General features: G+C 66.5%; 21 protein-coding genes. 8 read left to right on the top strand and 13 right to left on the bottom strand.

All coding sequences use genetic code 11. The annotated features are described in order from the left end of the window. The first annotated feature begins 57 nt into the window (after nt 1–57). Nucleotides 58–1,248: an MFS transporter gene (locus ACZ1J6_RS05335; protein WP_134095736.1), complete on the top strand. Its 1,191-nt coding sequence runs from the start codon at nt 58–60 to the stop codon at nt 1,246–1,248. Between the two features lie 32 nt (nt 1,249–1,280). On the opposite strand, the gene ACZ1J6_RS05340 is transcribed toward ACZ1J6_RS05335, so the two are convergent. Then, nucleotides 1,281–1,457: a hypothetical protein gene (locus ACZ1J6_RS05340; protein WP_165921397.1), complete on the bottom strand. Its 177-nt coding sequence runs from the start codon at nt 1,455–1,457 to the stop codon at nt 1,281–1,283. A 519-nt stretch (nt 1,458–1,976) separates the two neighbouring features. Between ACZ1J6_RS05340 and ACZ1J6_RS05345 the strand changes: the two genes are divergently transcribed. Both ACZ1J6_RS05345 and ACZ1J6_RS05350 read left to right on the top strand, forming a co-directional pair. Then, nucleotides 1,977–4,535, top strand: coding sequence for a TonB-dependent receptor (locus ACZ1J6_RS05345; protein WP_431567191.1), 2,559 nt, complete (start codon nt 1,977–1,979; stop codon nt 4,533–4,535). Between the two features lie 96 nt (nt 4,536–4,631). Further along, nucleotides 4,632–5,015 (top strand): ribonuclease HI, encoded by a 384-nt coding sequence (locus ACZ1J6_RS05350; RefSeq protein WP_431567190.1) that lies wholly within the window; start codon nt 4,632–4,634, stop codon nt 5,013–5,015. A 28-nt stretch (nt 5,016–5,043) separates the two neighbouring features. On the opposite strand, the gene ACZ1J6_RS05355 is transcribed toward ACZ1J6_RS05350, so the two are convergent. The 5 genes from ACZ1J6_RS05355 to ACZ1J6_RS05375 all read right to left on the bottom strand — a co-directional run bounded on the left by ACZ1J6_RS05355 (nt 5,044) and on the right by ACZ1J6_RS05375 (nt 11,679). Then, nucleotides 5,044–7,617 (bottom strand): HWE histidine kinase domain-containing protein, encoded by a 2,574-nt coding sequence (locus tag ACZ1J6_RS05355; protein WP_431567204.1) that lies wholly within the window; start codon nt 7,615–7,617, stop codon nt 5,044–5,046. 213 nt (nt 7,618–7,830) lie between these two features. Further along, entirely contained in the window at nt 7,831–8,106 is a 276-nt protein-coding gene (locus ACZ1J6_RS05360; RefSeq protein WP_431567189.1) for a hypothetical protein, read from the bottom strand. A 117-nt stretch (nt 8,107–8,223) separates the two neighbouring features. Further along, nucleotides 8,224–8,859, bottom strand: coding sequence for an OmpA family protein (locus ACZ1J6_RS05365; protein ID WP_243841188.1), 636 nt, complete (start codon nt 8,857–8,859; stop codon nt 8,224–8,226). After that, nucleotides 8,856–10,694: a cation:proton antiporter gene (locus ACZ1J6_RS05370; RefSeq protein WP_132265984.1), complete on the bottom strand. Its 1,839-nt coding sequence runs from the start codon at nt 10,692–10,694 to the stop codon at nt 8,856–8,858. Before ACZ1J6_RS05370 ends, ACZ1J6_RS05365 begins: the two co-directional genes overlap by 4 nt. Nucleotides 10,695–10,776: 82 nt before the next feature. Continuing rightward, nucleotides 10,777–11,679 carry a LysR family transcriptional regulator gene (locus tag ACZ1J6_RS05375; protein WP_431567188.1) on the bottom strand — a complete coding sequence of 301 codons (903 nt, stop codon included), beginning with the start codon at nt 11,677–11,679 and terminating at the stop codon, nt 10,777–10,779. A 100-nt stretch (nt 11,680–11,779) separates the two neighbouring features. Between ACZ1J6_RS05375 and ACZ1J6_RS05380 the strand changes: the two genes are divergently transcribed. Continuing rightward, nucleotides 11,780–13,210, top strand: coding sequence for an aldehyde dehydrogenase family protein (locus tag ACZ1J6_RS05380; protein WP_431567187.1), 1,431 nt, complete (start codon nt 11,780–11,782; stop codon nt 13,208–13,210). A gap of 38 nt (nt 13,211–13,248) precedes the next feature. Here ACZ1J6_RS05380 and ACZ1J6_RS05385 read toward each other — a convergent pair whose 3' ends face one another. Both ACZ1J6_RS05385 and ACZ1J6_RS05390 read right to left on the bottom strand, forming a co-directional pair. Then, nucleotides 13,249–16,161, bottom strand: a complete 2,913-nt coding sequence (locus ACZ1J6_RS05385; protein ID WP_431567186.1) for an ATP-binding protein — start codon at nt 16,159–16,161, stop codon at nt 13,249–13,251. A gap of 123 nt (nt 16,162–16,284) precedes the next feature. Next, the gene (locus ACZ1J6_RS05390) at nt 16,285–17,376 is read right to left on the bottom strand and encodes a redoxin domain-containing protein (protein WP_431567185.1); all 1,092 of its coding nucleotides are present in this window, start codon (nt 17,374–17,376) and stop codon (nt 16,285–16,287) included. A 208-nt stretch (nt 17,377–17,584) separates the two neighbouring features. On the opposite strand from ACZ1J6_RS05390, the gene ACZ1J6_RS05395 reads away from it, so the two are divergent. From ACZ1J6_RS05395 to ACZ1J6_RS05405, 3 genes are read left to right on the top strand one after another with little or no spacing between them, the layout of a single operon-like run. After that, on the top strand, nt 17,585–18,895 hold the full coding sequence (locus ACZ1J6_RS05395; protein WP_431567184.1) for an epoxide hydrolase family protein: 1,311 nt from the start codon (nt 17,585–17,587) through the stop codon (nt 18,893–18,895). Nucleotides 18,896–18,924: 29 nt separating this feature from the next. Then, entirely contained in the window at nt 18,925–19,338 is a 414-nt protein-coding gene (locus tag ACZ1J6_RS05400) for an organic hydroperoxide resistance protein (RefSeq protein WP_132265994.1), read from the top strand. Nucleotides 19,339–19,360: 22 nt separating this feature from the next. After that, nucleotides 19,361–20,155 (top strand): alpha/beta fold hydrolase, encoded by a 795-nt coding sequence (locus ACZ1J6_RS05405; protein ID WP_431567183.1) that lies wholly within the window; start codon nt 19,361–19,363, stop codon nt 20,153–20,155. A gap of 87 nt (nt 20,156–20,242) precedes the next feature. On the opposite strand, the gene ACZ1J6_RS05410 is transcribed toward ACZ1J6_RS05405, so the two are convergent. The 5 genes from ACZ1J6_RS05410 to ACZ1J6_RS05430 form a co-directional block, all read right to left on the bottom strand. Continuing rightward, nucleotides 20,243–20,779, bottom strand: a complete 537-nt coding sequence (locus ACZ1J6_RS05410; RefSeq protein ID WP_431567182.1) for a cytochrome P460 family protein — start codon at nt 20,777–20,779, stop codon at nt 20,243–20,245. Beyond that, entirely contained in the window at nt 20,776–21,816 is a 1,041-nt protein-coding gene (locus ACZ1J6_RS05415) for an alpha/beta fold hydrolase (protein ID WP_431567181.1), read from the bottom strand. The genes ACZ1J6_RS05410 and ACZ1J6_RS05415 overlap by 4 nt, the downstream gene beginning before the upstream one ends. 189 nt (nt 21,817–22,005) lie before the next feature. Beyond that, nucleotides 22,006–23,304 (bottom strand): PQQ-dependent sugar dehydrogenase, encoded by a 1,299-nt coding sequence (locus tag ACZ1J6_RS05420; protein ID WP_431567180.1) that lies wholly within the window; start codon nt 23,302–23,304, stop codon nt 22,006–22,008. Next, nucleotides 23,301–23,687, bottom strand: coding sequence for a DUF2231 domain-containing protein (locus ACZ1J6_RS05425; protein ID WP_431567179.1), 387 nt, complete (start codon nt 23,685–23,687; stop codon nt 23,301–23,303). The genes ACZ1J6_RS05420 and ACZ1J6_RS05425 overlap by 4 nt, the downstream gene beginning before the upstream one ends. A 162-nt stretch (nt 23,688–23,849) precedes the next feature. Continuing rightward, complete coding sequence (locus ACZ1J6_RS05430) at nt 23,850–25,478, bottom strand: hypothetical protein (protein ID WP_431567178.1); 1,629 nt, start codon at nt 25,476–25,478, stop codon at nt 23,850–23,852. Nucleotides 25,479–25,849: 371 nt separating this feature from the next. Here ACZ1J6_RS05430 and ACZ1J6_RS05435 point away from each other — a divergent pair, with 371 nt between their 5' ends. After that, complete coding sequence (locus tag ACZ1J6_RS05435) at nt 25,850–26,188, top strand: DUF2322 family protein (protein WP_431567177.1); 339 nt, start codon at nt 25,850–25,852, stop codon at nt 26,186–26,188. Nucleotides 26,189–26,235: the final 47 nt, after the last annotated feature.

Consider the following 26,235-nt stretch of genomic DNA (forward strand, 5'->3'; position numbering starts at 1 on the left):
GCGAAGGAGGCGGCAAAAATGGCCCAGAAATTGGCAGCAGGCGGGTCCGGCCCGGCAATGGACGATCGCGGACAGGCGGCCGTGAATGGAACCGTGTTCGGCGTGATCGTCGCCATCAGTTTCTGCCATCTTCTGAACGACATGATGCAGTCTCTGCTGCCCGCGATCTATCCTGCGCTGAAGGCCGACCTGGGCCTGAGTTTCGGCCAGATCGGCCTGGTGACACTGGCCTACCAGATCACCGCTTCGATCCTTCAGCCACTCGTGGGGCTCTATGCGGACAAGCGACCGACTCCGCTCGCCTTGCCCGGCGGCACGCTGTTCTCGCTGGCCGGACTGACCGTGCTGTCGGCCGCGCATAGCTATGGACTTGTGCTGGTCGGGGCATCGCTGCTGGGCATGGGGTCTTCCGTGTTCCATCCCGAATCCTCCCGCGTGGCCCGCATGGCCGCGGGCGGACGGCACGGACTCGCGCAGTCGTTGTTCCAGGTGGGTGGTAACGCCGGTCAGGCGCTAGGGCCATTGGCCGCCGCGCTGGTGGTGGTGCGTTGGGGACAGTCCAGCCTGGCCTTCTTCGCGCTGCTGGCACTGCTGTCCGGCGCCGTCCTGTGGAACGTGGCCGCCTGGTATCGCAGTCATGGCCTGGAACGGCTGGCGGCCGGCGGCAAGGCGAAGCTTTCCGCGGGCCTCCCCAAGGGCCACGCCGCGCGCGGCATCGCCATCCTGCTGGCGCTGATCTTCTCCAAATACGTCTACCTCGCCAGCCTGACGAGCTACTTCACGTTCTACCTGATCCACCGCTTCGGCCTCACCGTGCAGAACGCGCAGTTCCACCTCTTCGCCTTCCTGGCCGCCGTCGCGGTCGGCACGGTGATGGGCGGGCCGCTGGGCGACCGGTTCGGGCGCAAATACGTGATCTGGTTCTCGATCCTAGGCGCCCTGCCCTTCACGCTGCTGCTGCCCTATGCCAGCCTGTTCTGGACAGGCCCGCTGACCGTGGTGATCGGCCTGATCCTGGCTTCCGCCTTCCCGGCCATCGTCGTGTTCGCGCAGGAACTGGTGCCGGGGAAAGTCGGCATGATCTCGGGCCTGTTCTTCGGCTTCTCGTTCGGCATGGGCGGTCTGGGCGCGGCCGTGCTCGGCTGGCTGGCCGACCGCACGAGCATCGAGACGGTCTACCACGTCTGCGCCTTCCTCCCGGCGATCGGCCTGCTGACGGCATTCCTGCCGCGCGTGAACAAAGCCTAAACCGGCCTGGGCCGGGCCCTGGAGGGTCTGGCCTAGCGCCGGCGGGCGGCGGCGACGAGCGCGTAAGTCGTCACGCCGCACAGGCCCAGGGCGATGGCGAACCCCGCCCCCGCGCCCCACTTCGCGCCGAGCGGCCCGGCCAGGAAACCGCCCAGCGCCAGTCCGGCAAGGGGAAGGACGATGAGGGCGAGGCAGCCGATCGCAAACACAAGTCGTCTCCAGTTTCCTGCCGCAGGTCCGGGCGGTCCACAGCCCGCAGACAAGCGGCCTTCCGGCCTGAGCATCGGCCGCTGCATGCAATCCCGTCCGGCCCTTGGCAAGGCTCGGATAAGCCCGCGCGCGCCATGGTCGCCCGATAGTCTGCATCGGCACTAACAATAATCCGTGACGGAAGATTAAATCGCCAAGCTCTTGTTAGACCGCGAATTTCGCGGCGCGCGATTTGGCAACGGGTTGCAACGAAACGATAGTTTCTTTTCACCGGGCATCACCCGCAGTACGCTCCGGGCAAGATACGGAGCGAGGGAGCAAGTACCGGCCGGGACAACCCGGCCGAATTGCGGCGATTTTCGGCAGTATACCCAGATCATTCCGAACCGAACACTTGCGCGCGCCGCCGCGGCGTCGGCTACCTGTGCGCGGGATAAAGTCAAATCATCACCGAAAACAGAACAATATCGGTGGGAAAACAAAAAAGAAAAACACGATACCGGGAGGAGAGAACAGGCATGAATGCAGGGAAGCTGACGCGCGTCATGATCATGGGCGCCGTGCTGGGTGGCACTTCGACGGCGATGCCGGCACTGGCGCAAAGCCAGCCGACGATAAATCCCGGCGATATCATCGTTACGGCCCGCCGCACCGAAGAACGGCTTCAGGATGTGCCGATCTCGATGACGGTCTATGACGGCGCCACCATCGAAAAGCGCAATATCGTCGTGGCATCGGACCTGGCGACCTATACCCCCTCCCTTTCCGTCAACACGCGCTACGGCGCCGAGAAAGCCAGTTTCTCGCTGCGCGGTTTCAACCAGGATGCCTCGACGGCGCCCACCGTGGGCGTCTATTTCGCGGACGTCGTGGGCGTTCGCGCGCAGGGCGGCACGACCTCCGGCAATACCGTGGGCGCCGGCACCTTCACCGACCTGCAGAACGTGCAGGTGCTGAAAGGCCCGCAAGGCACGCTCTTCGGCCGCAACACCACCGGCGGTGCGATCCTGCTGGTTCCGACCAGGCCGACCGATCTGTTCGAAGGCCATATCGAAGGCACCATCGGCAATTACGACCAGCGCCGGATCCAGGCGGCACTCAACGTGCCGCTGGCGGAGACGTTCAAGGTACGCCTCGCGGTGGACCGCAACAAGCGCGACGGCTACATGAAAAACCGCTCCGGCATCGGGCCTGACGCCTACAACAATACCGACTACGTCTACGCCCGTCTCAGCGTGGTCGCCGACCTGACGCCCAATCTCGAGAATTACACGATCTTCCATTACAGCCGGTCGGATACGAACGGCTACGCCACCCATTACGAGAATTGCGATCGCGACGCAGCCAGTCCTTTGGCAGGCGGTCCGTTCACCCGCTACTTCACCGCAACGGCCGCCTGTGCCCAGATCGACCGGCAGGCCGCGCGCGGAGACGGCAGGCTCGACGTGGAAGTGAGCAATCCCGATCCGCGCTTCCTGCTGGAGACATGGCAGGTCATCAACACGACGACCTGGCAGGCCAGCGACACGATGACGGTGAAGAACATCGCCAGCTACGGCGAATTCCGGGAGGATTCGGCGTTCAATCTCTACAGCGACAACTTCCGCATCGCCGACACGCCGGTCACCCGCACATTCCAGTCGCTGGGCTACGTCACGGTGGGCGCGCCGTTCAACTACATCGCGCTCGACATCCAGCCCAATTATCACGCCGCGGCGGAATCCACCGCAACCGAGGAACTCCAGCTCCAGGGCCGCTCGGCCAATGGCAAGCTGAACTACGTGATCGGCGGCTACCTGGAATTCAGCCGGCCGATCGGATGGAACCAGCAGCGCACCGGCATCTATGGGAACTGCCCGGATGCCGGGAACCTCGGCTGCTCCGGCGTGCTGCCGCTGGGCCTGCCCGCTTCCAGCCTGGGCATCGCGCTGGTCTCTGAATCGCGCACGCGCTTCGATTTCGACAACCACGGCGCCTTCGCGCAGGCCACCTACAACTTTACCGATCAGTTCGCGCTAACCGGCGGCTTCCGTTACACGTTCGACAAGACGGTGGGGGTCTCCGAAAGCAACCGCTGGAACCTGGCGACGATACCGGGACTGGGCACGATCCCCGTCGGGCGCGTCTGCAACGACGTGCTCAATCACCCCACCGTCAACCTCCTCGCCAACGGCGGCGACACGACCGCCTGCAGCACGCGGATTTCCAACAAGTCCAACCGGCCGACCTGGCTGATCGACCTGGACTTCAAGCCGACGCCCGACATGCTGTTCTATGCCAAGTATGCGCGCGGCTATCGCCAGGGCGGCGTCAACTTCACCAACCCCGGCCTTGAAACATGGGATCCGGAGAAAGTGGACTCCTACGAACTGGGCGCCAAGCTGACCTTGCGCGGGTCCTTGCCCGGCTATTTCAACATTGCCGGTTTCTATAACGATTTCAGCGACCAACAGGTGTTCGGCGCCCTCATCGCCAAGCAGGGCAGCGGCCTGGCCGGCGGCGCTGCGATCATCAATGCGGGCAAGTCGAAGATCCAGGGCGTCGAAGTGGACACGGGCATTACCCTGTTCCAGCGGCTGCGGCTCTCGGCGGGCTACACTTACCTCGATACCGAGATCAAGGAACTGGTACCCCCCACGCTCAGCCCGGACAGCCCGTTCGAGCAGATCATCCCGCGCGGCCAGCCCGGCGATCCGCTCAGCTATTCGCCGAAGAACCGCCTGACACTATCGGCGGATCTCGACGTGCCGCTGGGCGAAAAGACAGGCTCGCTGTCCTTCGGCGGCAACTATACCTTTACCTCCAGCCAGGCGGTGGACGGCAACTTCTTCACCGCAGCCACGGCCGCGAACCCGCAGCGCGTCACGATCCCGGCCACCAACCTCTTCAACCTCAACGCCTCCTGGAGCGACGTGTTCGGCTCGGGCTTCGACATTGCCGCCTTCGCCACCAACCTCACCAACAAGCGCTTCAAGACCGCATCGGGCGGCGGCTACGAAAGCTCCGGCATCCTGGACTTCGCCTACGGCCCGCCGCGGATGTACGGGCTGCGGCTGAAGTTCAACTTCGGAAGCTGACGCCCCGCACGCCCCAATGCCAGTTCTCCGGCCATTCGCCCTGCGAAGCGCCGGAGACGGCTGGCATCTCGCCGCGAACTGGACCACAAGCGCGGCATGTCCCGATCCCGGCTGAAAGTGTTCTTCGACGGCGGCTGCCGCCCCAACCCCGGCCCGATCGAGGCCGCCGCCGTCATCGGCGGCGCGGTGCATCTCTTCGAAGACCTGGGACAGGGCAGCAATGAGGATGCCGAATGGCGCGCGCTGAACCGCGCGCTGGAACTGGCGCAATCGCTGGGGCTGCAGGACATCGAGCTGGTTGGCGATGCGCTTCCCGTTATTCGCCAGGCCAACGAGGCGCTGAAGCGCGGCGAACCCCGCAACCGCCACGAGGCGGAATTTCTGGCCCTCGTCGCCAAGGCCCGACCCGCCCGCATTCGATGGATCAAGCGCGAGCAGAACCTGGCGGGCATAGCCCTCGCCCGGCGCCATCCGCGTTGATGCCCGGGCGGGCGGGAAGCGGCTGGTCCTATTCGATGGGCGTCAGGCCCAGCAGGTCTTCGACGGCCCGCGCCAGATTGTGCGTCGTATAGGGCTTCTGCACGACGATGCGCGAGCGGTGCTCCTGCGGCAGCAGCGCCTGTTCGCCGTAGCCGGTTGCGAAGAAGAAGGGCACGCCCGCATCCGTCAGCCGGTCCGCCACGCCGAAGCTGGTCTGGTCGCCCAGGTTGATGTCGAGGATCGCGAGGTCCGGCATGCCGCCATCGAGCGCCCCATGCGCGCCTTCCGCGCTGGAAGCCGTATCGATCTCCGCGCCGAAACGGCCCAGGATGTCTTCCGCGTCGAGCGCGATGATCAGGCTGTCCTCGACGATCAACACCGACATGTCCGCCAGCAGATCGTGCGGGATCGGCATCTTCGACTGGGCCGGTCCATGCGAAATTCGGCGCGGGTTGGGCAGCTTGATCGTGGTGCCCTTGAAATTGCGCTGTTCGGAAAGGTGCCGCGCGGGAATGCGGAAGGTCGCCCGCACCCCGGCCGGATCGTAGACGATGTCCGCCGCGCCGCCCAGATCGTAGGGAACCGAACGCTTGATGATGGTCGTGCCGAAACCCTTGCGCGTGGGTTGCTTGACTGTCGGCCCCCCGCTTTCCGTCCAGGTCAGGATGAGGTCGTCGTTGTCGGCACGTTCCCAGGCGATCTGGACGATCCCCTCGCCCGAAAGGCTGCCGTATTTGGTGGAATTCGTCACCAGTTCGTGAACCACCAGCGCCATGGAGGAATAGGCCTGCGGATTCAGCAGGATCGACGGCCCCTCGTAATGGATGGAGCTTTCCTTGTGCGCGGCGAAGGCGGCCGCTTCGGCATCGATCAGCGCCTGTAGCGGTGCCGGCCCCCAGTGATCGTCGGTAATCTGGTTGTGCGCGCGGGCGAGCGAATGGATGCGTCCATCGACCACCTCGACGAATTCCTTCACGGCATCCTCGTCAGGCTGGGACTGCCGCACCAGCCCCCGGATGACGCCGAGGATGTTGCGCACGCGGTGGTTCAGTTCCGCGATGAGCAGTTCCTGCCGGCCATTGGCCTGCTGCCGCTGCGCCGCGGCTTCATCGGCCAGGCGGAGCACCACTTCGATCAGCGTGGCGCGCAAGGTCTCGGCCACCCGCAGCTCGTGCTGCAGGAAAGGACGGGAGCGGCCTTCCACTTGCTCGTTCCATTCGGCGAAACTCTCGCGCGGCGTCAGACGCGGGCCGTTCGGGCCATATTCGATCGGCTTGTGCGGATCTCCCGCCCAGCGCACGGACTGGCGCATTTCCGAGCGGAACAGCACGACGTAATCGCGCGGCGATCGCGAGATGGGAATGGCCAGCAGCCCGGCGGCGTCCCTGGCATAGCTTCCGGCCCCCTTGACCAGCGAGCCGATGTGATCGGTGGCAAAGACCTTGCCCGCCGCCGTGGCATTGAGGGCGCGCACGATGGCGCGAAAGTCCTCGCTGGGCGGCACGGACCCGGAAAAGGCGTAGTTGCCGTTGATCCACACGCCCACCCCATCGGCCGGGATCGCGCTCATCAGGATGTCGGCAAGCCAGTCGGGGTCCTTCAGCAGCGTTTCGTCCGACGCGACGGCGCTGAGGAGCTGGTCCGAGATATCGCGCGCGCGCCGCTCGTATTCGGCCATCTCCCGGCGCTCCCGGCTTTCCAGGCGCATGGAGAACATCTGGGCGAAAAGGTCGCTGACGGAGCGACGCTCGAACGTGGGCGAGATCGGCGAATAATGATGGCAGGCGAACAGCCCCCAAAGCTCGCCGTCCACGACGATGGAGATCGAGAGCGAGGCCCTGACGCCCATGTTGCGAAGATATTCGATATGGATCGGCGAGACCGACCGCAGCACCGAAAGCGACAGGTCTAGCGGTTTACCTTCGGCGTCCAGCTGGGGCACGATGGGAACCGGCACGGCATCGATATCGTGAATGACCCGCAGCAGGTTGCGCTTGTAGAGTTCGCGCGCCTGGCGGGGAATGTCGCTGGCGGGATAGTGCAGTCCCTTGAAGGATCCGATACCGGCCTTGCAGGCCTCCGCCACCACTTCGCCGTCGCCGCCTGCCGCGAACTTGTAGACCATCACCCGGTCGTAGCCCAGCAGCGCGCGGACCTGGCGCGCGCCTTCCCGGTAGAAGGAGGCCAGGTCCGGCCGGGTGTCCAGCCGCGCCATCATCGCGCGTACCATGCCGCTGGAATCCCCGCTGGTCGGCACGCCGGGTTCGAATTCCAGGACGATCTGCCCTTGCGAGAGATGAAGCGCGAGGTCGTAGCACTGCCCGCCGTCGACCAGTCTCACGCCGAACATGCGCTCCACCGAATCCGGAGACACCAGATAGGCCATGCGGTTGCGCAAGTCATGGATCAGCGAGGCCGGGATGAAGCCGGAAAACGGCTGGCCGACAAGACTTTCGGGGGAAACGTCCAGCAGCGCGGCAATATTGGCGGAAACGCGCGAGATCACCCAGTCCGTGCTGAGAGCGATCAGGTAGCCGACGGGTTGAACGGCGCCCAGCAGGTGGATGGGTTCACGATCGCAGTTGGTCAGGTCGACCGTCATACCAGTGTTCGTCACGTCGCCTCTTGATCTTCGACTGCCCGGTCGCGGCCCGGATGCGCCTTTGATTCCGCAATCCGGGTGCAACTCGCGAAACTCAGGCAAGTTGCTGGCTCTGCCGATTCATGCAATCGTTGCGACCGCGAAAAGTCCTGCCGCCGATTGCTGTCAGGCGCAAGCGAGAGACGCATGGCGCCTGCGAATTCGCGCCGCCGGTCAGGCGAGCGGATCGGGCGATGGTGTCGCATCGGGCTCGTCCCGGTCGGCCAAGGCCGCATCGACCATGGCGCTCCAGATCGCGCGGCAGCTGGCGCTTTCCAGAGCGAGATCCCCGGCCGCTTCCATGTGATCGTCGGGCTCGCGCAGGGCCAGGAGGGCGGCGGCAATGTCCGCTTTCAGCCGGTCCTGATCCGCCTCCGCCAGATCCTCCCAGCGCGCGGGTGCGGACTGTTGCTGCACCACGGCGCGTGCGGCTCGCTCGATGGGGGTCATGATAACGTGTTCCTCCTTAGGGCATGGGGCCGAAGGCGAAGCCCCGTCTCGAAAGAGACGGCAACCCTGCGCGTTCGGCCTGCACCATGCAAACGGAGAAACCGCCCCGTCGTTGCCTCAGGGTGTCGGCGAGGCCGGCGCGGAGGGCTGCGGAGCGGCGATCTCCACCTCGACCCGGCGGTTCCTGGCGCGCCCTTCCTGGTCGTCGCTGCCATCGAGCTTGCGATTGGGCGCGATGGGCCGCGCCTCTCCCAGCGCGACGACCGAAATGCGCGCTTTCGCGACTCCCTTGCTTTCGAGATAGTCGCGCGCTGCTTCCGCCCGCCTGCGCGAGGCGGCCAGGTTGTCGGCATCAGAGCCGCGGGAGTCGCTGTGCCCCCAGATCGTGATCGCCCCGCCGGCCGCGAAAGCGGGCGTGGTCAGCAACCCGTCCAGCAGCGCACGCCCGGCCTCGTCGGGCCTGGCGCCCTTTGCCGGATAGGGCACGACGAGGTGGACCGTCTCGACCGGCGGTGCCTGGGTCGGCCCCACATCGACATCAGCGCGGATGATCGATTTCTTCGGTTCGTCCGCCGCAGGATCGGGTGCGGCGCTGGCGTCCGCGTCAGGAAGGGCGCTGTCGGGAACGACCGCATCGGGCGCTGCCCCCTGCGTGGCGCTATCGGTACTCTCTCCCTCGCTTCCGGTGCCCTGCTGGCAGCCGCCGAGGGCCGCCAGCAGGATCGCGGATGCGATCATGGGCGCGCTTTTCATGCTGTCGCCTCCTTGTTTTCAATCGTGTCGCGGGTGTTTTCGGGCTCGCCGTGGCGCGACGGGCCATAGGAAATGATCGTGTCGCCCGGTTGCGGCGTGGGCCGCGAGGCGTGCGTGAAGAACAGGATCCTGCCGTCCTTGCGCAGCAGGAACAGCATGTTCGCATCTTCCGGCAGCGCAGCCTGCGCATCGGCAAAGTCGAACTGCTCGCTGATGCGGGTCTTGCGGAAGGCCCAGCCGGCGCGTTCGTGCTCGGCGATTTCCGCCACGCCGATCCCGGAGGCGAACATGGCGCGGCCGCGCAAGGCTTCGGGCAAGCTGCGGTGGTCCTCGTCATCGCCCATCCCGCCGAGCTGATAGACCGAGTCCCGGCCGATGTCCGGGGCGAACTCGCTGCAGACGAGCGCATTGTAGGCTTCGTTGTCGGTCGTCGCGGCCAGGACCTGGAACTGGGTGAGGTCGAGGCGCTCGTCGGTCGATTCCGCCAGAATTTCTCCGTGGTAAGTGGCAATGCCCGCCTGCCGGGCGACGGAAAGGCGCTGCCAGCTGGTGTCCACGATCATCACCGGAACGTCGAGCTGACGCAGCTGGTTGGCCAGCGAGAGGCTCCACGAAGTGCTGCCCACGATCAGCAGGCCCTTCTTGCGCGCGCCCGTCACCTTCAGCCAGCGCGCCACGTAGCGGATGCTGAAACCATGCGCGAGGATAGTGGCCACGACCACCGAGAACGACAGCGTCACCAGGATGCTGCCGTCGCCGTAACCAAGCTGGTCGAGCCGGAGCGCGAAAAGGCCGGACATCGCCACGGCGACCACGCCGCGCGGCGCGATCCATGCCACCAACAGCCGCTCGTTCCAGGGGATCTTGCTGAAAGCCAGGCTCAGCAGCACCGTTGCCGGGCGAACCACGAACAGCAGCGCCAGCAGATAGGCGATGAAGCGCCACTCGAACTGGCGCAGCACTCCAAAGTCGAGCGAGGCGGACAGCAGCACGAAGACGCCCGAGATAAGGAGAACGGTGACGTTCTCCTTGAAGGGGTGAATGTCGCGCAGGGAATCCAGCCGCATGTTGGCGATGGCCACGCCCATCACCGTGACGGCGAGCAGACCGGTTTCCTGCTGGATCATGTTGGAGAGGACGAACGTGCCGATCACCGCCACCAGCAGGACGGGCGCCTTGAGATATTCCGGCACATGTCCGCGCGGGAAGGCCCAGGCGATGGCGCGGGCCACGGCATAGCCGATGAGCCCCGCCACGAGCGCGGCAGCCAGGAGGGCGGCCAGCACCGAAAGCAGCGTGCCGCCTTCTCCCGCCCGCCGCAGGTATTCGTAAGTGATGACGGCGCAGAGCGCGCCGAAGGGATCGTTGACGATCGCTTCCCATTTCAGGATCGCGCGCGGCCGCGGCGCGATGTTGCTCTGGCGCAGCAGGGGAATGACCACGGTGGGTCCGGTCACCACCAGAATGCCTGCGAACAGGATCGCGACGGGCCAGACCAGCCCCGCGACGTAGTAGCAGGCCACGGCGCCAAGCACCCAGCCCACGGGAATACCTATCATCATCAGGCGCGTCACCGCGCCTTCGGTCTTTCTGAGTTCGCGGAAATTGAGGCTGAGGCCGCCTTCGAACAGGATCAGCGCCACCGCGACCGAGATCATCGGTTCCAGCAGGTCACCGAAAGTGTGTTCGGGAACGACGAGGCCGGTGACGGGACCTGCAAGGACACCGGCGGCGAGCATGAGGGCAATGGCCGGCCAACCGGTACGCCACGCGATCCATTGCGCGCCGATACCGAGGAAGCCGATCAGCGCGAAGACGAGGGCTTGCTGCTGCATGACGGGAGGCATAACCATCTCGGGCAGCCAAGGTAACCGGCGGGCACGAATTTTTTTCCCCAGCAAGCCCCTGAACGGATCGCTAGCCGGCCTCTGCCAGGTTTCGCTCCCGGATCAGCTGGACCAGGGCCCGCAGACCGGCCGGGGTATGGCGGTTGCCCGGATAATAGAGCGTGAGGCCCGGATAGGGCGGGCTCCAATCCTCCAGCACCGCCACCAGCCGGCCCTGCGCGACATGCTCCCTGACCGACCATTCGTTGAGATAGGCCAGCCCGATACCGGCCAGGACCGCTTCCTGCATCAGCGTCATCTCGTCCAGGACGAGGGCGCCGGGAACGTCGACTTCCACCGCCTCTCCCCGCCGCTCGAACTCCCATTTCCAGATCGCGCCGGTGGCCAGCCGCGCGCGGATGCAGCGGTGATGCAGCAGGTCGGCGGGCACTTGCGGCGTTCCCCATTGCGCGAGGTAACCCGGCGTGGCGACGACGATCATCCGCACCGGACCGCCGATGGGCACGGCGATCATGTCCTGCGGCACATGTTCCATCAGCCGGATGCCGGCGTCGAACCCTTGCTGCACGATGTCCACCAGCCGGCCTTCCGTCGCCAGCACCAGGTTCATGTCCGGAAAACGCGCCAGGTATTCGAGGAAGATCGGAGTCAGGGTCATGCGGCCAGCCCCGGCGGATGTGTTGATGCGCAGCGTGCCGGCGGGCGTGTCGCGGTGGCTGTTCACATCCTCGATGGCGCTGCCGATTTCCACGAGCGCAGGGGCGATGCGGGCAATGAATTGCGCCCCGGCATCCGTGGGCGAGACGCTGCGGGTCGTTCGGTTGAACAGCCGCACCCCCAGCCGCCGCTCCAGCGCCGCAACGCCGTGGCTGAGCGCCGACGTCGACAGGCCCAATTCCTCGGCGGCAGCACGAAAACTGCCGAGACGCGCGATCATGACCACGCCTTCGAATTCGGCCAGGCCGCTTTTCATTATCCTTATTCCTTCAACAACCCATCCCGTTCTATCCTGCTTATCCAGATAATTCCACAGAACTACATCAGCCGGGTTCCCAGGAAAGGACCCCAGTGACATGAAGACCATCGACACGATCTACATCGACACCATCTACATCGACGGGCAGTTCGTGACCCCGCACGGCACGGAGCTGTTCGATCTCCACAATCCGGCCACCGCAGGCGTGATCGGGCAAGTTCGGCTCGGCGACGCGATCGACGCCCGCAAGGCGGTTGCTGCGGCACGGCGCGCTTTCCCGGCTATGGCGCGGACGAGCAAGGCCGAACGGTCCGCCATGCTGGAACGCCTGGCCGCAGCCCTGGAGACCCGCCGCGCCGAATTGCTCGATGCCGTGATCGAAGAATACGGCGCGCCGGTCTCACGCTCCGCCTGGATGGTGGACTACGCCGTGGGTTCCTTTCGCGAGGCGGCCAAGGCGCTGGAAGACTATGCTTTCGTGCGCCAGATGGGCACCGCCACGGTAACGATGGAACCGCTGGGCGTAGCCGCCATCATCACGCCCTGGAATGCCAATCCCGGGTTCATCGCTGCCCGGTTGGCCATGGTGATCGCGGCCGGGGCGACATGCGTGATCAAGCCCAGCGAAATGAGCGCGCTGCAGACCCAGATCGTCACCGAAGCCTTGCATGAGGCACGAATCCCGGCGGGCGTCTTCAACATCGTCAATGGCCGGGGCGACGTGGTCGGTGCGGAACTCAGCGGCCACCCCGATATCGCGAAAGTCTCCTTCACCGGCTCCACGGTCACCGGCCGGGCGATCCTGCGCACCGCGGCCGAGACCTTCAAGCGAGTCACGCTGGAACTGGGTGGCAAGTCGCCGATGGTCGTGCTCGACGATGCCGATTTCGACGCTGCCATTCCCTTCGCGCTCGCCGCCGGCTTCAACAATAGCGGCCAGGCCTGCATCGCGGGCACGCGCATTCTCGTCCCGGCGCACAGGCTGAAGGCGTTCGAGACCGGCATCCGGGAAGCCGTGGCCCATGTCCGGTCAGGTGATCCGCGCGATCCGGCAACGACGATCGGGCCGATGGTCAGCCAGCGCCAGTGGGACCGCGTGCAGTCCTACATTCGCAAGGGGCAGGAAGAAGGCGCGGTCCTGCTGGCCGGCGGCGAAGGCCGTCCCGAAGGCGTGGCCGAGGGCTGGTTCGTGAAGCCGACGATCTTCACCGGCGTGCGCAACTACATGACCATTGCCCGCGAGGAAATCTTCGGCCCCGTCCTTTCGATCATTCCCTACGAGGGCGACGAAGAGGCCGTCGCCATCGCCAATGACACCGACTACGGCCTTCACGCCTATGTCGCCGGCGGCGACCCGCAAAGGGCGCGCGCCGTGGCCGAGCGCATCCTGGCGGGCCGCGTCATCATCAACGGCGCGCCGATGGAAATGACTGCCCCGTTCGGCGGTTTCAAGCACTCGGGGCTCGGCCGGGACAACGGCGCCTTCGGCATCGAAGCCCTGCTGGAGGCCAAGGCCATCATGGCCTGAGCCGCCTGCTTCGCAGGGCTCCGCCTTGCGACGCCGCCCTACGACAGGGAAGCGAGCAGCGTTTCGGCCCGCCCAAGATCGCGATCCTGGGCGGGCCGTGACATATCGTGCCGGGCCTGCTCGACAAGCGCCCTGGCCTCATGGGCCTTGCCCTCCTGGACCAGCGTCGCCGCCAGATCGAGCGCGGCGCGCAGTTCCCACGCACGGGCGCCCTGATCGCGGGCTAGACTGCGCGCTTCCTCCAGCAATGCCCGCGCCGCGCCTGCCGCATCGGCGCTGGCCGCACCGACTATCGCGGCCTTGATCCGCAGCAGTTCCGGCAAGGCGATGCGCTCTTCATTGGCGGTGCAGCGGGCAATGGTGGCATCGACGACCTGCCGCGCATCCTGCAGCCGGCCCTCCGCGGCCAATCCGCGTGCCAGGGCGATCGAGAACGGCGTCGTCAACAGATCGTAGCGCGCGGCGCGCAGAAGCGAGAGGCTCTCCTGCAGCGCCAGAACGGCCGCGGCATGATCGCCCCGCTCCACGGCCACTTCGCCCCGGAAACCACCGGCGGCCGCGATATAGGGGCCGAGCGCGTTGACTTGGGCGCTATCGGTGAAAGCCGCCAGCGTCTGGTCCACCAGCGCCATCTCGCCCATCCACAAATAGACCGAGAAAGCCCATATGAGCGCGATGCAATGCGTAACCGGGTGATCCAGCCCCGCCGCTTCGCGCACCGCCTGTTCTGCCAGAGCGCGCGCGGCCATGGGTTCGCCGGAGAGCCACAGGGTCCGCGCGAGGGCAATGGTGGACCGATTGCGATGATCGAACCCGAAAGCGATCGTCCGGCTGCGCTCGGAAGGCGGACTGGCCGCCAGCGCGCGTTCCAGGTCGTGCCGGGCGCGGGTCTGGTCGCCTGCCAGGTGATGGGAAATGCCCGAAAGCGAATAGGCCACCGCCAGGGCCTCGGGTTCTCCGATCGCCTCGGCAATCTCCACCGCTCGTTCGGCATGGCGCATGGCGACTTCGTATTCGCCGATGCGCTCGTGGAAGATGTGCAGGCGGGCCAGCGTGCAGAGCTGCCCCCAGCGATCGTCCAGCGCAGTGCCGATGTCCAGCGCGCGGGTGAGCGCCGCCCCTGCTTCGGGACTGTTGCCGCGGGTGAACATCAGCGCGATGCCCAGCGCGCTCTGCAATTCCAGTTCCATCGCGCTGCCGCGCTGCTCCGGCTCCAGCGCCGCGATGGCGCGGGCCGCCCAGGTGCGGCACTCCACGAGGTGCGACAGATTGAGGAAGACCCGCAGGCTGGCGGCGGCCAGACGCACGGCGAGCTTCAGGTCTCCCTCCGGCCCGAAGCTCCAGTCCAGGGCGCTGCGGATATTGCCCAGCTGCGGCCGAAACGAGCGCGGGTCCTGGAAGGCGGCGGCATCCTGCGCCGCGATCGCTTCCAGTTCCGTCAGGAAGAACGCCGCATGACGCCGGGTGGTGGCCCGAAGCTCCTCCGGCCCGCGCCCGGCAAGCTTTTCCTTGGCATAGGCGCGGGTCATCTCCAGCAGGCGATAAGTCCCCGTGCCACGCAGGCGATTGGGCGAAATGAGCGACTTGGCCGTGAGTTCGTCGAACGAGGCCGCCACTTCGTCCGAACCGAGCGCGGCATCGCTCACCACATAGATGGCGGCATCGATCGAGAAAGGGCCGACGAAGACGGAGAGCCGGTCCAGCACGGTTCGTTCGGCCGGGGAGAGCAAGTCGTAACTCCAGGCCAGCGCGGCGCGAAGGGTCTGCTGGCGCGGCTGCGCGGTGCGCCGCCCTGCCCATGCAAGGCTGAAACGCTCGCCGATCTGGCGGGCCGTGGCCGCCACCCCGTGAGCGGCGACGCGCACGGCCGCGAGTTCGATAGGCAGGGCCATGCCGTCCAGCCGGAGGCACATCCCGGCGATGAGGCGGGCATCCTCCGCGTCGATTTCCAGCGCGCTGTCGGCCGCCCGCGCCCTTTCGCAGAACAGCTGCACGGCGGGATAGGACAGCAATTGCGCCCGCGTCATGCCCTCCGGATCCTCGGGATAGTCCAGCGCGTCGAGGCGGTGGACATGCTCCCCCCTCACCCGCAACGGCTCCCGCGAGGTCGTGACGATCCGCACTTGCGGCGCGGCTTCGGTGATCCGCTCGACGATCTCTGCCGCCTGCTCCACGACATGCTCGCAATTGTCGAGCAGCAGCAGGAAAGGCCGGTCGCGCAAGTGGCCCAGGATCACCGCTGCCGGATCGCCGCTATGCACGGATATGCCCATGGCCCCGGCGATCATCGGCGGCACGAGCGAGGGGTTCTCCAGCATGCCGAAGTCGACGAAGGCGGCATCGCCCGCGAAACGCGCCGTCAGCCGGTGGCCGATCTCGACCATGAGCGACGTCTTCCCCACGCCGGCCGGGCCGGCGATGGTGAATATCGGGGTATCGACCACGCGGTTCAGCAGGAGTTCCACATCGCGCTCACGGCCGATGAGGTGCGGCAGCGGCGGCGGGATATTGGTCGTGAAGCCTTCGGCCACCTTCGGTGTCGTGACGTCCGGCGGGGATCCGGCCTCCGCCGGCCTCTCGACCGGGGCGACGAAGGCGTACCCGACGCCGACTTGCGTGGCGATGTAGCGCGCGCCGCCACCCTGATCGCCCTCGCCTGCCCCGCCACCGTCGCCTGCTTTACCGCCTTCGCCCAGAATCTTGCGCAGACCCGCCATGTGGAAGCGCAGGCTGCCGTCTTCCACCACAACATCGGGCCATACGCGCCGAAGCAGTTCGCGCTTGGACAGGACGCGGCCGGGCTGTTCGGCCAGGGCAACGAGCAAGTCGAACGAACGCCCGCCGATCTCCACCGGCTGTCCGTCACGCGTCAGCAGACGCGCGCCGGGAGAGAGGCAGAACGGCCCGAACACCATCTGCTCGCCGAACGCCGGGTTGTCCTGATCCGCCACGATATCGCCTGTCCTCTGGAACCCCGCCTGCTGCTATGTGTCGACGGGATCACACAAACCTGACTAGGCGTTTTCAGCAGTTTCCTTCCCAGATCAAGACACGGTGCGCAAAGGAGGGCGGGATTATCCAAATGTAACCGAATAGGCGCGGACGCCCGGCTGCGAGAATTCGATGCGAACCGTGCGGTCGGTGACGGCGCCGTGCTGGCGGACGATCTGGTAGAGCCGGTCCTGCCGCAACTCGCCCCAGCCGGCCGCGTCGGTATCCGCGCCATGATCGGCGCCGGGGGCCGCGCCGTCGATGGTCACCCGGAAACGCACGGGCTTTCCACCGGCAGGCGCGCCGAGCACGAAGTGGGCATCGCGGGCATGGAACCGAAAGCCAATGGAGCCGTCCGAACCGCCCGACACGGCGAATTCCGGCCCCACGCTCCAGTCGCCGGACAAGTCCCAGCGGTTCAAGGGCAGCGCCCGCGCGGGTGCATAACGATGTGCGGCATCGCGCTCGAACCCGCCGGGCGAAGCGAAGGCGGCCGCCTTGGCATAGCCGAGATAGGCTTCGGGCGATTTCAGGTTGCGCCAGTCGGCTTCGGCTTCGATGCCTTGCCCCGTGATCGAGGCCAGCGGCACGCCCGAAACGTCATGGCCGGCCTCGGTCAGGAGCTTGCGCAGCAGTTGCTCGGCCTGGTCGTAACCGCCTTCTCCCACGCGATAGGCACGGACCTGGCCTTTCGCGTCGATGAAATAGAAGCCCGGCCAGCCCTCGTTCGCAAAGGCGCTCCAGATCGCATAGTCATTGTCCTGAAGGTTGGAATAGCCGATGCCCAGCGCGGCAACGGCGCTGCGGACTTTGGCGGGATCGTGCTCGAAGCCGAACTCCGGCGCATGGACGCCGACCACCTGCAATCCCTTGTCTCCATAGCGATCGCTCCAGGCACGCAGATAAGGCAGCGCCCGGAGCGAGTTGATGCAGGAGTAAGTCCAGAAATTCACCAGCACCACTTTGCCGCGCAGCGTCGGAGCGCCCTGCGGCGCCAGCCATGGCCGCGCCCGTTCCAGCAGGTCGATCGGCCCGATGCGGGAGGGAGTGGCTGCGGCGACGGCGTCGCCGTCCTGCAGCGGGCGGGCCAGCGCCTCGCGGCAGCAGAGCGCCGTCGTGCTTCCAGCGGTCATGAGGGCGGCGGCGATGAAGCCCAGCGAGCGGTTCGTTGTCATGGCGGATGGCTCCCTTGGATGGAGCCCGCGTTCTAGGCGCCGGGAAGGCAGTCCTGCACGCCAGCTTGCGTTAGCTGCGCGCAGTTTCGCCCGGGGCGGCGGCGCACAACAGGCGCTAACGCGGCATCACCGCAGCTAACGGGCATCCCGCGACGATCCCTCTACTTTGTTCGCCACACGGCCCGGAGACCGGCCAAGGAGAAAAGAGATGATCGCAGACAATCTGACATCGCGCCGGAATTTCGTGGCCGGGGCGGGAACGGCCGCGGTGGCCTTGGCCGCCCTGCCCGGCACGGCCCGCGCGCTGGCAGCGGACGATGCGCTCGGGGCGGCCGCCATGCCCGGAAAGGCCGGTAGCGTCCGTCCGTTCCGGGTCACGGTGCCTGCGGAGCGGATCGCGGCCATGAAGCGCCGTATCGCCGAAACCCGCTGGGCCGATCCCCAGCCCGTGGAGGACGACAGCCAGGGCGCGCGCCGCCAGGCGTTGCAGCCACTCATGGCCTACTGGGGCGGCGCCTACGACTGGCGGCAGGTGGAGGCCCGCCTCAATGCCCTGCCGATGTTCATGACCGAGATCGACGGGCTGGACATCCACTTCATCCATGTGCGCTCCCGCCATGAGAACGCCATGCCGATGATCCTCACCCATGGCTGGCCCGGCTCCGTCCTGGAATTCCTGAACGTCATCGCTCCGTTGACCGACCCGACCGCCCACGGCGGCACGGCCGAGGATGCCTTTCACCTCGTCATCCCCTCGATCCCGGGCTTCGGGTTTTCGGCCAGGCCGACCACGCCGGGTTGGGGATCGGACCGGATCGGCCGCGCCTGGTCCACGCTGATGCTGCGGCTCGGCTACGACCGCTATGTCAGCCAGGGCGGCGATTGCGGTTCGGTGATCTCTCAGCGCATGGCGCTTCAGCATGTGCCGGGCCTGCTGGGCATCCATCTCAACATGCCCGCCGTGGTCCCGGCCGACATCGCCCGGACCCTGGCAGCGGGAGATCCCGCACCCGGCCAGCTCTCGGCCAAGGAACGCCGGGCTTTCGAGCAGCTCCAGGCCTTCTATCGCGATAACTCGGCCTATGCTGCGATGATGAACACCCGGCCGCAGACCATCGGCTATTCGCTGGTGGATTCGCCCGTGGGCATGGCCGCCTGGATGTACGAGAAGATCGCCCAGTGGACCGACAGCGGCGGGCAGCCGGAGCGCGTCCTGGGCCGCGAGGCGATACTCGACGACATCTCGCTCTACTGGCTCACCGAAACCGGGGCCTCGGCCGCGCGGATCTATTGGGAAGACCATTCGAACAACTTCAACGCGCGCGGCATCATCGACCTGCCCGTGGCCGTCAGCGTCTTCCCGGGCGAGATCTTTCGCGCGCCCAAAAGCTGGGCCGAGCGCTGCTACCGCAACCTGTTCTACTTCAACGAGACAGAAACCGGCGGCCATTTCGCCGCCTGGGAGCAGCCCGCGCTCTTCGCCCGGGAACTGCGCGCCGCCTTCCGCCCCCTGCGCTGACGAACCCCTCAAATAAAAGGAGAATACCCATGTCCGACATCAAGACGCTCTATACCGCCGAAGTCCATGTCACCGGCGGCCGCGAAGGCAAGGCCCGCAGTTCCGACGGGCGCCTCGACATCGCGCTGTCCACCCCCGGCACGGCAGGCCAGGGCACCAATCCGGAGCAGCTCTTTGCCGCCGGCTGGTCGGCCTGTTTCGAGGGCGCGATGGGCATCGCCGCCGCAACCAGGGGCGTGACGCTCCCGAGCGACCTGTCCATCGATGCGCATGTCGAACTCCGCCACGGCCCGGACGGCTATGCGCTGGCAGCAAGGCTCGACGTCCATGTGCCCGGGCTCGAACCGGACCTCGCGCGCCAGATCATCGAAGCGGCGCATCGCACTTGCCCTTACTCCAAGGCGGTGAAGGGCAACATCGACACCGTCGTGGCCCTGGCCTGACCCTGTAACGGAGATTTCCATCATGAAGACTGTCCTTGCCGGCGCGCTGGCCCTGGCTGCAGGCGCGCTCGTTCCCTATGCCGCGGCTGAGGCGCAGACGCGCACGCTGACACCGAAACCGACGATCGTGCTGGTCCACGGCGCCTTTGCGGATTCCTCCAGCTGGAACGGCGTCATTTCCGTGCTCCAGCACGACGGATATGCCGTGGTCGCCGCGCCTGACAACTTGCGCGGGGTCCGTGCGGACGCCGCTGTCGTTTCGGACGTGGTGAAAAGCATTGCCGGACCCGTCGTGCTGGTGGGCCATTCCTACGGAGGGTCGGTCATCTCCGAGGCGGCGGATGGACTGCAGAGCGTCAAGGGGCTGGTCTACGTCTCCGCCTTCGCGCCGGACGCGGGCGAGACCGCATTGGGTCTGACCGGCAAGTTTCCCGGCAGTACGCTCGCTCCGGCACTGGCGCCGCCCGTCCCGATCGCGGGCGGCGGCCAGGATCTCTACATCCTTCAGGCCCGTTTCCACGACCAGTTCGCGGCCGACGTGCCAGCGGCGGAGGCACGCCTGATGGCGGCCGGACAGCGCCCGGTGACCGAGGCCGCGCTCTCCGAACCCTCGACCGCGCCGGCCTGGAAGCATGTGCCTTCGTGGTTCGTCTATGGCGATGCCGACCGGAACATTCCGCCGGCCGCCCTGCACTACATGGCCGAGCGCGCGCAGTCGCGGCAGACGGTGGTCGTGAAGGGCGGCTCGCATGTCGTCATGGTGTCGCACCCGGCCGAAGTCGCGGCGCTGATCGAGCGGGCCGCCATGGCCAAATAAGACAGGGACGCCGGTGCGGGCGATAGCGTCCCGCACCGGCGTCATGGCCAGCGACTGGCGGCAAGCGGGCGATCGATGTCGCCCGCTTCAGCGTGCGTAGTCGGTGAAGACCCGGTCCGCACCCGGTTCGCCCGCGTCAAGCCTGGCATGGCAGGCCGCGCAGGAGCGTGTCAGTGCCTCGTCGGGGTCAGGCTTTCCGTCCTCGAACTGGCCGTAGCCCCATCCGCCGCTGGCCGCATAGCGCCGCGCATCCTTGACGCTGACCTGGACGTTAGTGGCCTCCCCCGCCACGAAGGACTGCGGAGCGGGAAACACCGCATCATTCCGGGGCGACGATTCGAAGCGCCAGGCCAGGCGCACGATCACCGCGCCATCGGGGAACGGCCGCGTTCCCGCGCGATAGGCACGCAAGGCGATCTCGTTGCCCAGGATCGCACGGATGTCGTTGTTCTTGCCCGCCTCGTGCGCGACGCTGATGAGCTTCCAGTCGCGGTAGCCCTCCGGCAACCTCACGCCGTAGACAGGAGCCGCTTCTGTCTGCCGGTCCTGGGCCGCCACCATGGTGGACAGGCCCAGGACCGCTGCAGCCAGCGCGAGGCAGCAGGCGCCGGGACGCAGCGTCATGCCAGCTTCCCCGCATCGAGCACGGCCTTGGCGAAGGCCTCAGGCGCCTCCTGCGGCAGGTTATGGCCGATCCCACCGGTGATGAGGCGATGCTCGTAGGGGCCGGAGAACTTCGCGCGGTAAGCGCCAGGTTCCGGGTGCGGCGCGCCATTGGCATCGCCTTCCATGGTGATCGCGGGAACGGTGATCGCAGGCGCCGATGCAAGCTGCGCCTCGGCAGCGTCGTACTGCGCCTCGCCCTGCACCAGGCCGAGCCGCCACCGGTAGTTGTGAATGACGATATCGACGTGGTCCGGATTGGCGAAGGACGCGGCCGAGCGGTCGTACGTCTCGTCGTCAAAAGCCCAGCGGGGCGAGGCCTGCTGCCAGATGAGACGGTTGAAGGCTTTGGTGTCGGCCGCATAGCCGGCGCGGCCGCGCTCGGTGGCGAAGTAGAACTGATACCACCATTGCAGTTCGGCCTTGGGCGGCAAGGGCTTGGCATTCCCCGCCTGGCTGCCGATCAGGTAGCCGCTGACCGACACCACCGCCTTGCACCGCTGCGGCCAGAGCGCCGCCATGATGTCCGCCGTGCGGGCGCCCCAGTCGAACCCGGCGACGATGGCCTGCCGAATGCCGAGCGCATCCATCAAGGCAATGCCGTCTGCCGCCAGCGCGGCCTGCTGGCCATTGCGCGGGCTGGTCGCCGACCGGAAGGTGGTCGTGCCGAAGCCGCGCAAGTGGGGAACGATGACGCGGTGCCCCTGCGCGGCCAGGATCGGCGCGACCTGGGCGAAGCTGTGGATGTCGTATGGCCAACCGTGGAACAGCAGCACAGGCTGCCCGGAAGACGGGCCCATTTCCACGTAGCCGATGTCGAGCGTGCCGGCAGCGATCTGCCGCACCGGCTCAAAAGCAATGGATGCCTGCCGCACGGGCGCGGCCGCCATGGCGCTTTTCGGCCCGAGACCAGCCACCATGGCCGATGCCAGCGCCGCGGCGCCGGCGATGAATTCGCGCCGCCGGGAAGGGGTAAGAATGGGCGTTTCGTTGAGCATGACGACCTCCTTGTCTGTCAGGAGGTCATAAACGGGCCGCGCCGATCCGGCTTGTTAATTGGCGTGAGGTTCTGTGAGCGCAGCGGAAAACGACTTCATTTCAGCGCCCTGAACCAGAGCCACCCGTTCCGAAGGCCGAGCCGCCGCGTGCGATGGTTTCAATCCAGCGCAGGCGGCGGCCAGGAAGCGTCAGGGCCGGACAGGCGCCACGCGCCAGACGGTGTTCGAAAGATCGTCGGCCACCAGCAGTGCTCCGCCCACCGGATCGTAGGCGACGCCCACCGGCCGGCCGCGGGCATGGCCGTCCTTGATGAAGCCGGTCAGGAAGTCCTGCGGCTTGCCGGAGGGGCGGCCATTGGCGAAGGGCACCCAGACCACCTTGTAGCCGGAGAGGTCCTGCCGGTTCCAGCTGCCGTGCTCGCCGACGAAGGCCCCTTGCGCGAAGTTGCCGCCGAGGCCCGTTCCCGTGACGAAGGACAGCCCCAGCGCGGCGACATGGGATCCCAGCGCATAGTCGGGACGGATCGCCGCACGCACCATGGCAGGCTTCTGCGGATGGACGCGGGGGTCCACGTTCTGCCCCCAGTAGCTATAGGGCCAGCCGTAGAAGCCCCCGTCGCGCACGGAAGTGAGATAGTCCGGCACCAGTTGCGGGCCCAGTTCGTCGCGCTCGTTGGCCACTGTCCAGAGCTGGGCATTGGCGGGATTGATGGCCATCGCCGTGGGATTGCGCACGCCGGAAGCATAAGTCCGGTGCGCGCCCGTCTGCCGGTCGATTTCCCAGATCTGCGCCCGATCCTGCTCCACGTCGAGGCCGCGCTCGCCGATATTGCTGTTGGAGCCGATGCCGACATAGAGCTTCGAGCCATCGGCAGAGGCCGTCATCGCCTTGGTCCAGTGATGGTTGATGCGCGAAGGCAGCTTCACGAGTTCCACGCCCGGACCTTCCGCGCGGGTCATGCCGTCGCGATAGGGGAAGCGGATCACCGCATCCTGATCCGCCACGTAGATGTTTCCGTCGGCATAGGCGAGGCCGTAGGGCGCGTTGAGCCCGGTCGCGAATTCGGTGCGCAAGTCCGGCTTGCCGTCGCCATTGGTGTCGCGCAGCAAGGTCACGCGGTTGCCGCCCTTCACCGAGGTCTTGCCCATGGACTTGATGTAGCCGGCGATCACGTCCTTGGGCCGCACGGTCGGCGCGTCCTGGCCGCCCATGCCTTCCGCCACGAGGATGTCGCCATTGGGCAGCACCAGGATCTGGCGCGGCACCTTGAGCCCGGTGGCGATGGCGGTGACGGCAAAGCCTGCCGGCGCCCTGGGCGCTTCACCGTTCCAGCCCGCCGGAGTGGCGATGTTCATGGGCGGCAACAGGGTCTGCCGCTGCTTCGGCAGGTCCGGCTGCGCGCCGGTCTGGTCGAGGTCGGGATTGCTGCTGCCGCAAGCCGCGAGCGCCAGCGCCGATGCGCCGATGGCGATATGGCGAAAGATCATCGGCCTGCCTCCACTGCCAGAACGCGGCCTTGCGAATGGCCCACCCAGCCCGCGGCCAGCGCGAGGATCGTGCTCAGAACCGAGAGCACCACACCCATCGTTCCCACCGAAGCCCAACCGTCATGGCTGTGCTGGAAGGCGTTGAACAGCCCCGCGATCCACGCGAGCGCCAGCAGCACCGTCACCACGCCGTCATGGCGCCGCTCCACCCGCTCCCGCGCGGCCCAGGTGGCGATGGCGCTCCAGAGCAGTGCAAACCCGCCGAACAGCAGCGCGCCGGTAATCAGCCAGGCGGAGAAGTTGGTCCACTGGATCTGCGCGGTCTTCACGTAAGTCACGTCGGACAGCAGCGCGCTGGGAAACAGCGCGACTGGAAAGGCCATCAACAGCGCGTGAAGCGGATGAAGCGACCGGCGAAGCGGACGGATAGGCCGGACGGCCGGCTGCGCACTGAGCAAGGTGGATCTCCCGATGGGAAGGGATAAGTATCGCTCCTGCAAATGCCCGGTATGCCGTTTTGTTTCGTCGCAGGGCGTCGGTCCTGCTCATGGCACGAGGCTGGTCACCTCCAGCCGCTGGCCGGCATAGCTGGCGAAGCCGCCACTGCGCGGCTGGCCCTGCCCGTCGCGCGAGAAGTCGATCGCGCTGGGCCGCGCGCCCGAAAGCGGCCCGAAAGTCACTTTCAGCTTCATCTCACCGGGCTTCGGACCGGCCAGAACGATGTCGGCCTCATAGGTCGATGCACCGGCGGGATGGACATGCGTGGTCTCACGGCCGTTGTAGACGGCGGCGCCATCGTCGCTGAAATCGACATAGGTCTTGGAGATCGTCGCCGCTGTCCGTTCATAGGCGATGTACCCGGAGGTCCGGCCATAGACCTTCACGTTCACCGCCTTCGCCTGATCGGCCAGTTTCGGAACTTCGGTCATATCGGAAGACGCATAGGCCATCCGTTCGGGCGTCGCGCGCGCCTTCACCGCGGGGCCGGGCCGGTAATCGGGCAGCCGCACCATGCGGATGCGCTTCGTGGAACTGCCCCTGCGGTTCTCGATCCACATTCCCCTTTTGCCATCCGGATTCCAGGACAGCGGCGAGTTGAACACCCAGCCCGCCTCGGTGCCCAGGTCCTTGCCGAGGTAGCCGTCCTGTCGCTGCGAGGCGGCGATATCGATGAGCGCCGGACCTACGCTGCCCTCACGCGAACTGCGCACGCCGGTAACGGCATAAGTATAGGCGAACATGCTCAGCCCCATGTTGAGCGCGGCGGGATAGGGGCGCGGCATCAGGCCCAGGATGGCCGGGTCGGTCTGCGCCGAAAACCGCGTCGTCATCGTCAACCCCAGGCGTTCGTCGGGCGAGAAGATGGTGGTTTCGGTATAGCCAGGCGTATCGGTGACGGCCTGAAGGCCGCCGTTCGCCAGGTCCAGCGTGACCGAGTCCGGCAAGTCGCGCCTGATCGCCCCCACCAGCGAGAGCGCCGTGCCACCGCGCACGAACTGCTTCACTTCGCCGCCGCGGACAGGCTGCGGGATCACCCCATCGGCATGGCGCGGGTCCGCGGCGAAAGGTTCACGCGTGCTGACGATGCGCGGCGCGGTGATCCGGTAGCTGTCGCCTTGCCGCTGCAAGGTCCCCGTGAACACGGCCGCGGAGAAATTCGCGAAGAGCGTCGTCCAGGCGACGTGCCGGTTGTCTGGAGCGATCACCATTTCCGACCAGCGATGGGCGATATGATCGCCGTCCGCGACTTCGGACGGGTAGAGCACCGGGATCAATCCGGCTTTTTCGCAAGTTTCCAGCGGGGTCGCGCATTCGATCACGAAGTCGCCGAGGAATATCCGGCGATCGTCGGGAAAGACCATGAAGCGAAGGCCGTTGTCCTTCGGGCGTTCGGGGATCCGTCCCGCGAAAAACGGCCGAAGGGCGCTGCCGTCGTCGTTCATTGTCGCCAGCGTCAGGTCCCGCTCGTCGCCGCCGGCATGGCTTTGATAGGCGACGAGGACTTTGCCGGAGGGCGTGTACGTCGCCGAAATCAGCTGCTCGCCCTGGCCAAAAGGAACGGTGGCCAGATCGACCCGGCCGATGGGATCGGGATTTTGCGGCTCTGCTGCGGCATCGGCAGCGATGAGGAATATCGCGCTGCCCAGCAGCAACACGCGTGATGCGACAGCCATCGTTTCATTCTCCAGTCGGCGCGGTGGTTGCGCCTGCCTCATGATCGTCATGAATTGTGCCCGCGTTTTCGAGCATGGCGTGGCAGAGGCTTCGCAAATGGCGATTCGCTGGCAAGAACGATTGCGTTAGCGGGTCGAACCTCTTGCAAATCCTTCGCTTTTCAGCCGCTTTTCCCGTTCGCGGTTCGCGAATGGGAAACCTGTTTGCGTGAATTGGCCAACCGGACCGAACGAAGGGGCTAGTCCTGCCGCCTACCTCAAGTCGATTTCCGATGCGTATGCCGCGCCAGCATCTACTGCCGCCTTGGCGGGCGGATGGGGAAGGTGTTAGAGGCCCGCGCCATTCACCCGGGAACACGAAAGACACGGCTTTGACGATCCAACCCGCCGCCGCCTTCAAGGACAATCTCCAGCAACTGCCGCCGATCGACGGCATCCTGCGCATCGACCTGCTCGACAAAACCGGCGCGGTCGTCGCCGGCATCGAGAACCAGCCGGGCAAGCAAGGCTCCCTGGCCGTCTACAACTACCTGAAGCAGTCCTTCGGTACGCTCGATGCGGCTGCGGCCGAGCATGGCCTGGCTATTTTCGCCGAACACACCCCCGACGCGCGCAGCCGGCCCGGCGCCCATCCGAATGTCGACCTCCTGCTCGACATCGCCGCGGGCGGCGCTCCCCTGCGTATCGAGGTGATCTCCGCCGCCGACTGATGGCAAGGCGCCCCCGGCCACATGCGAAAACGGCCTCCCCCGCCATG

This window comes from Novosphingobium sp. BL-S-21 (genome assembly GCF_055521655.1).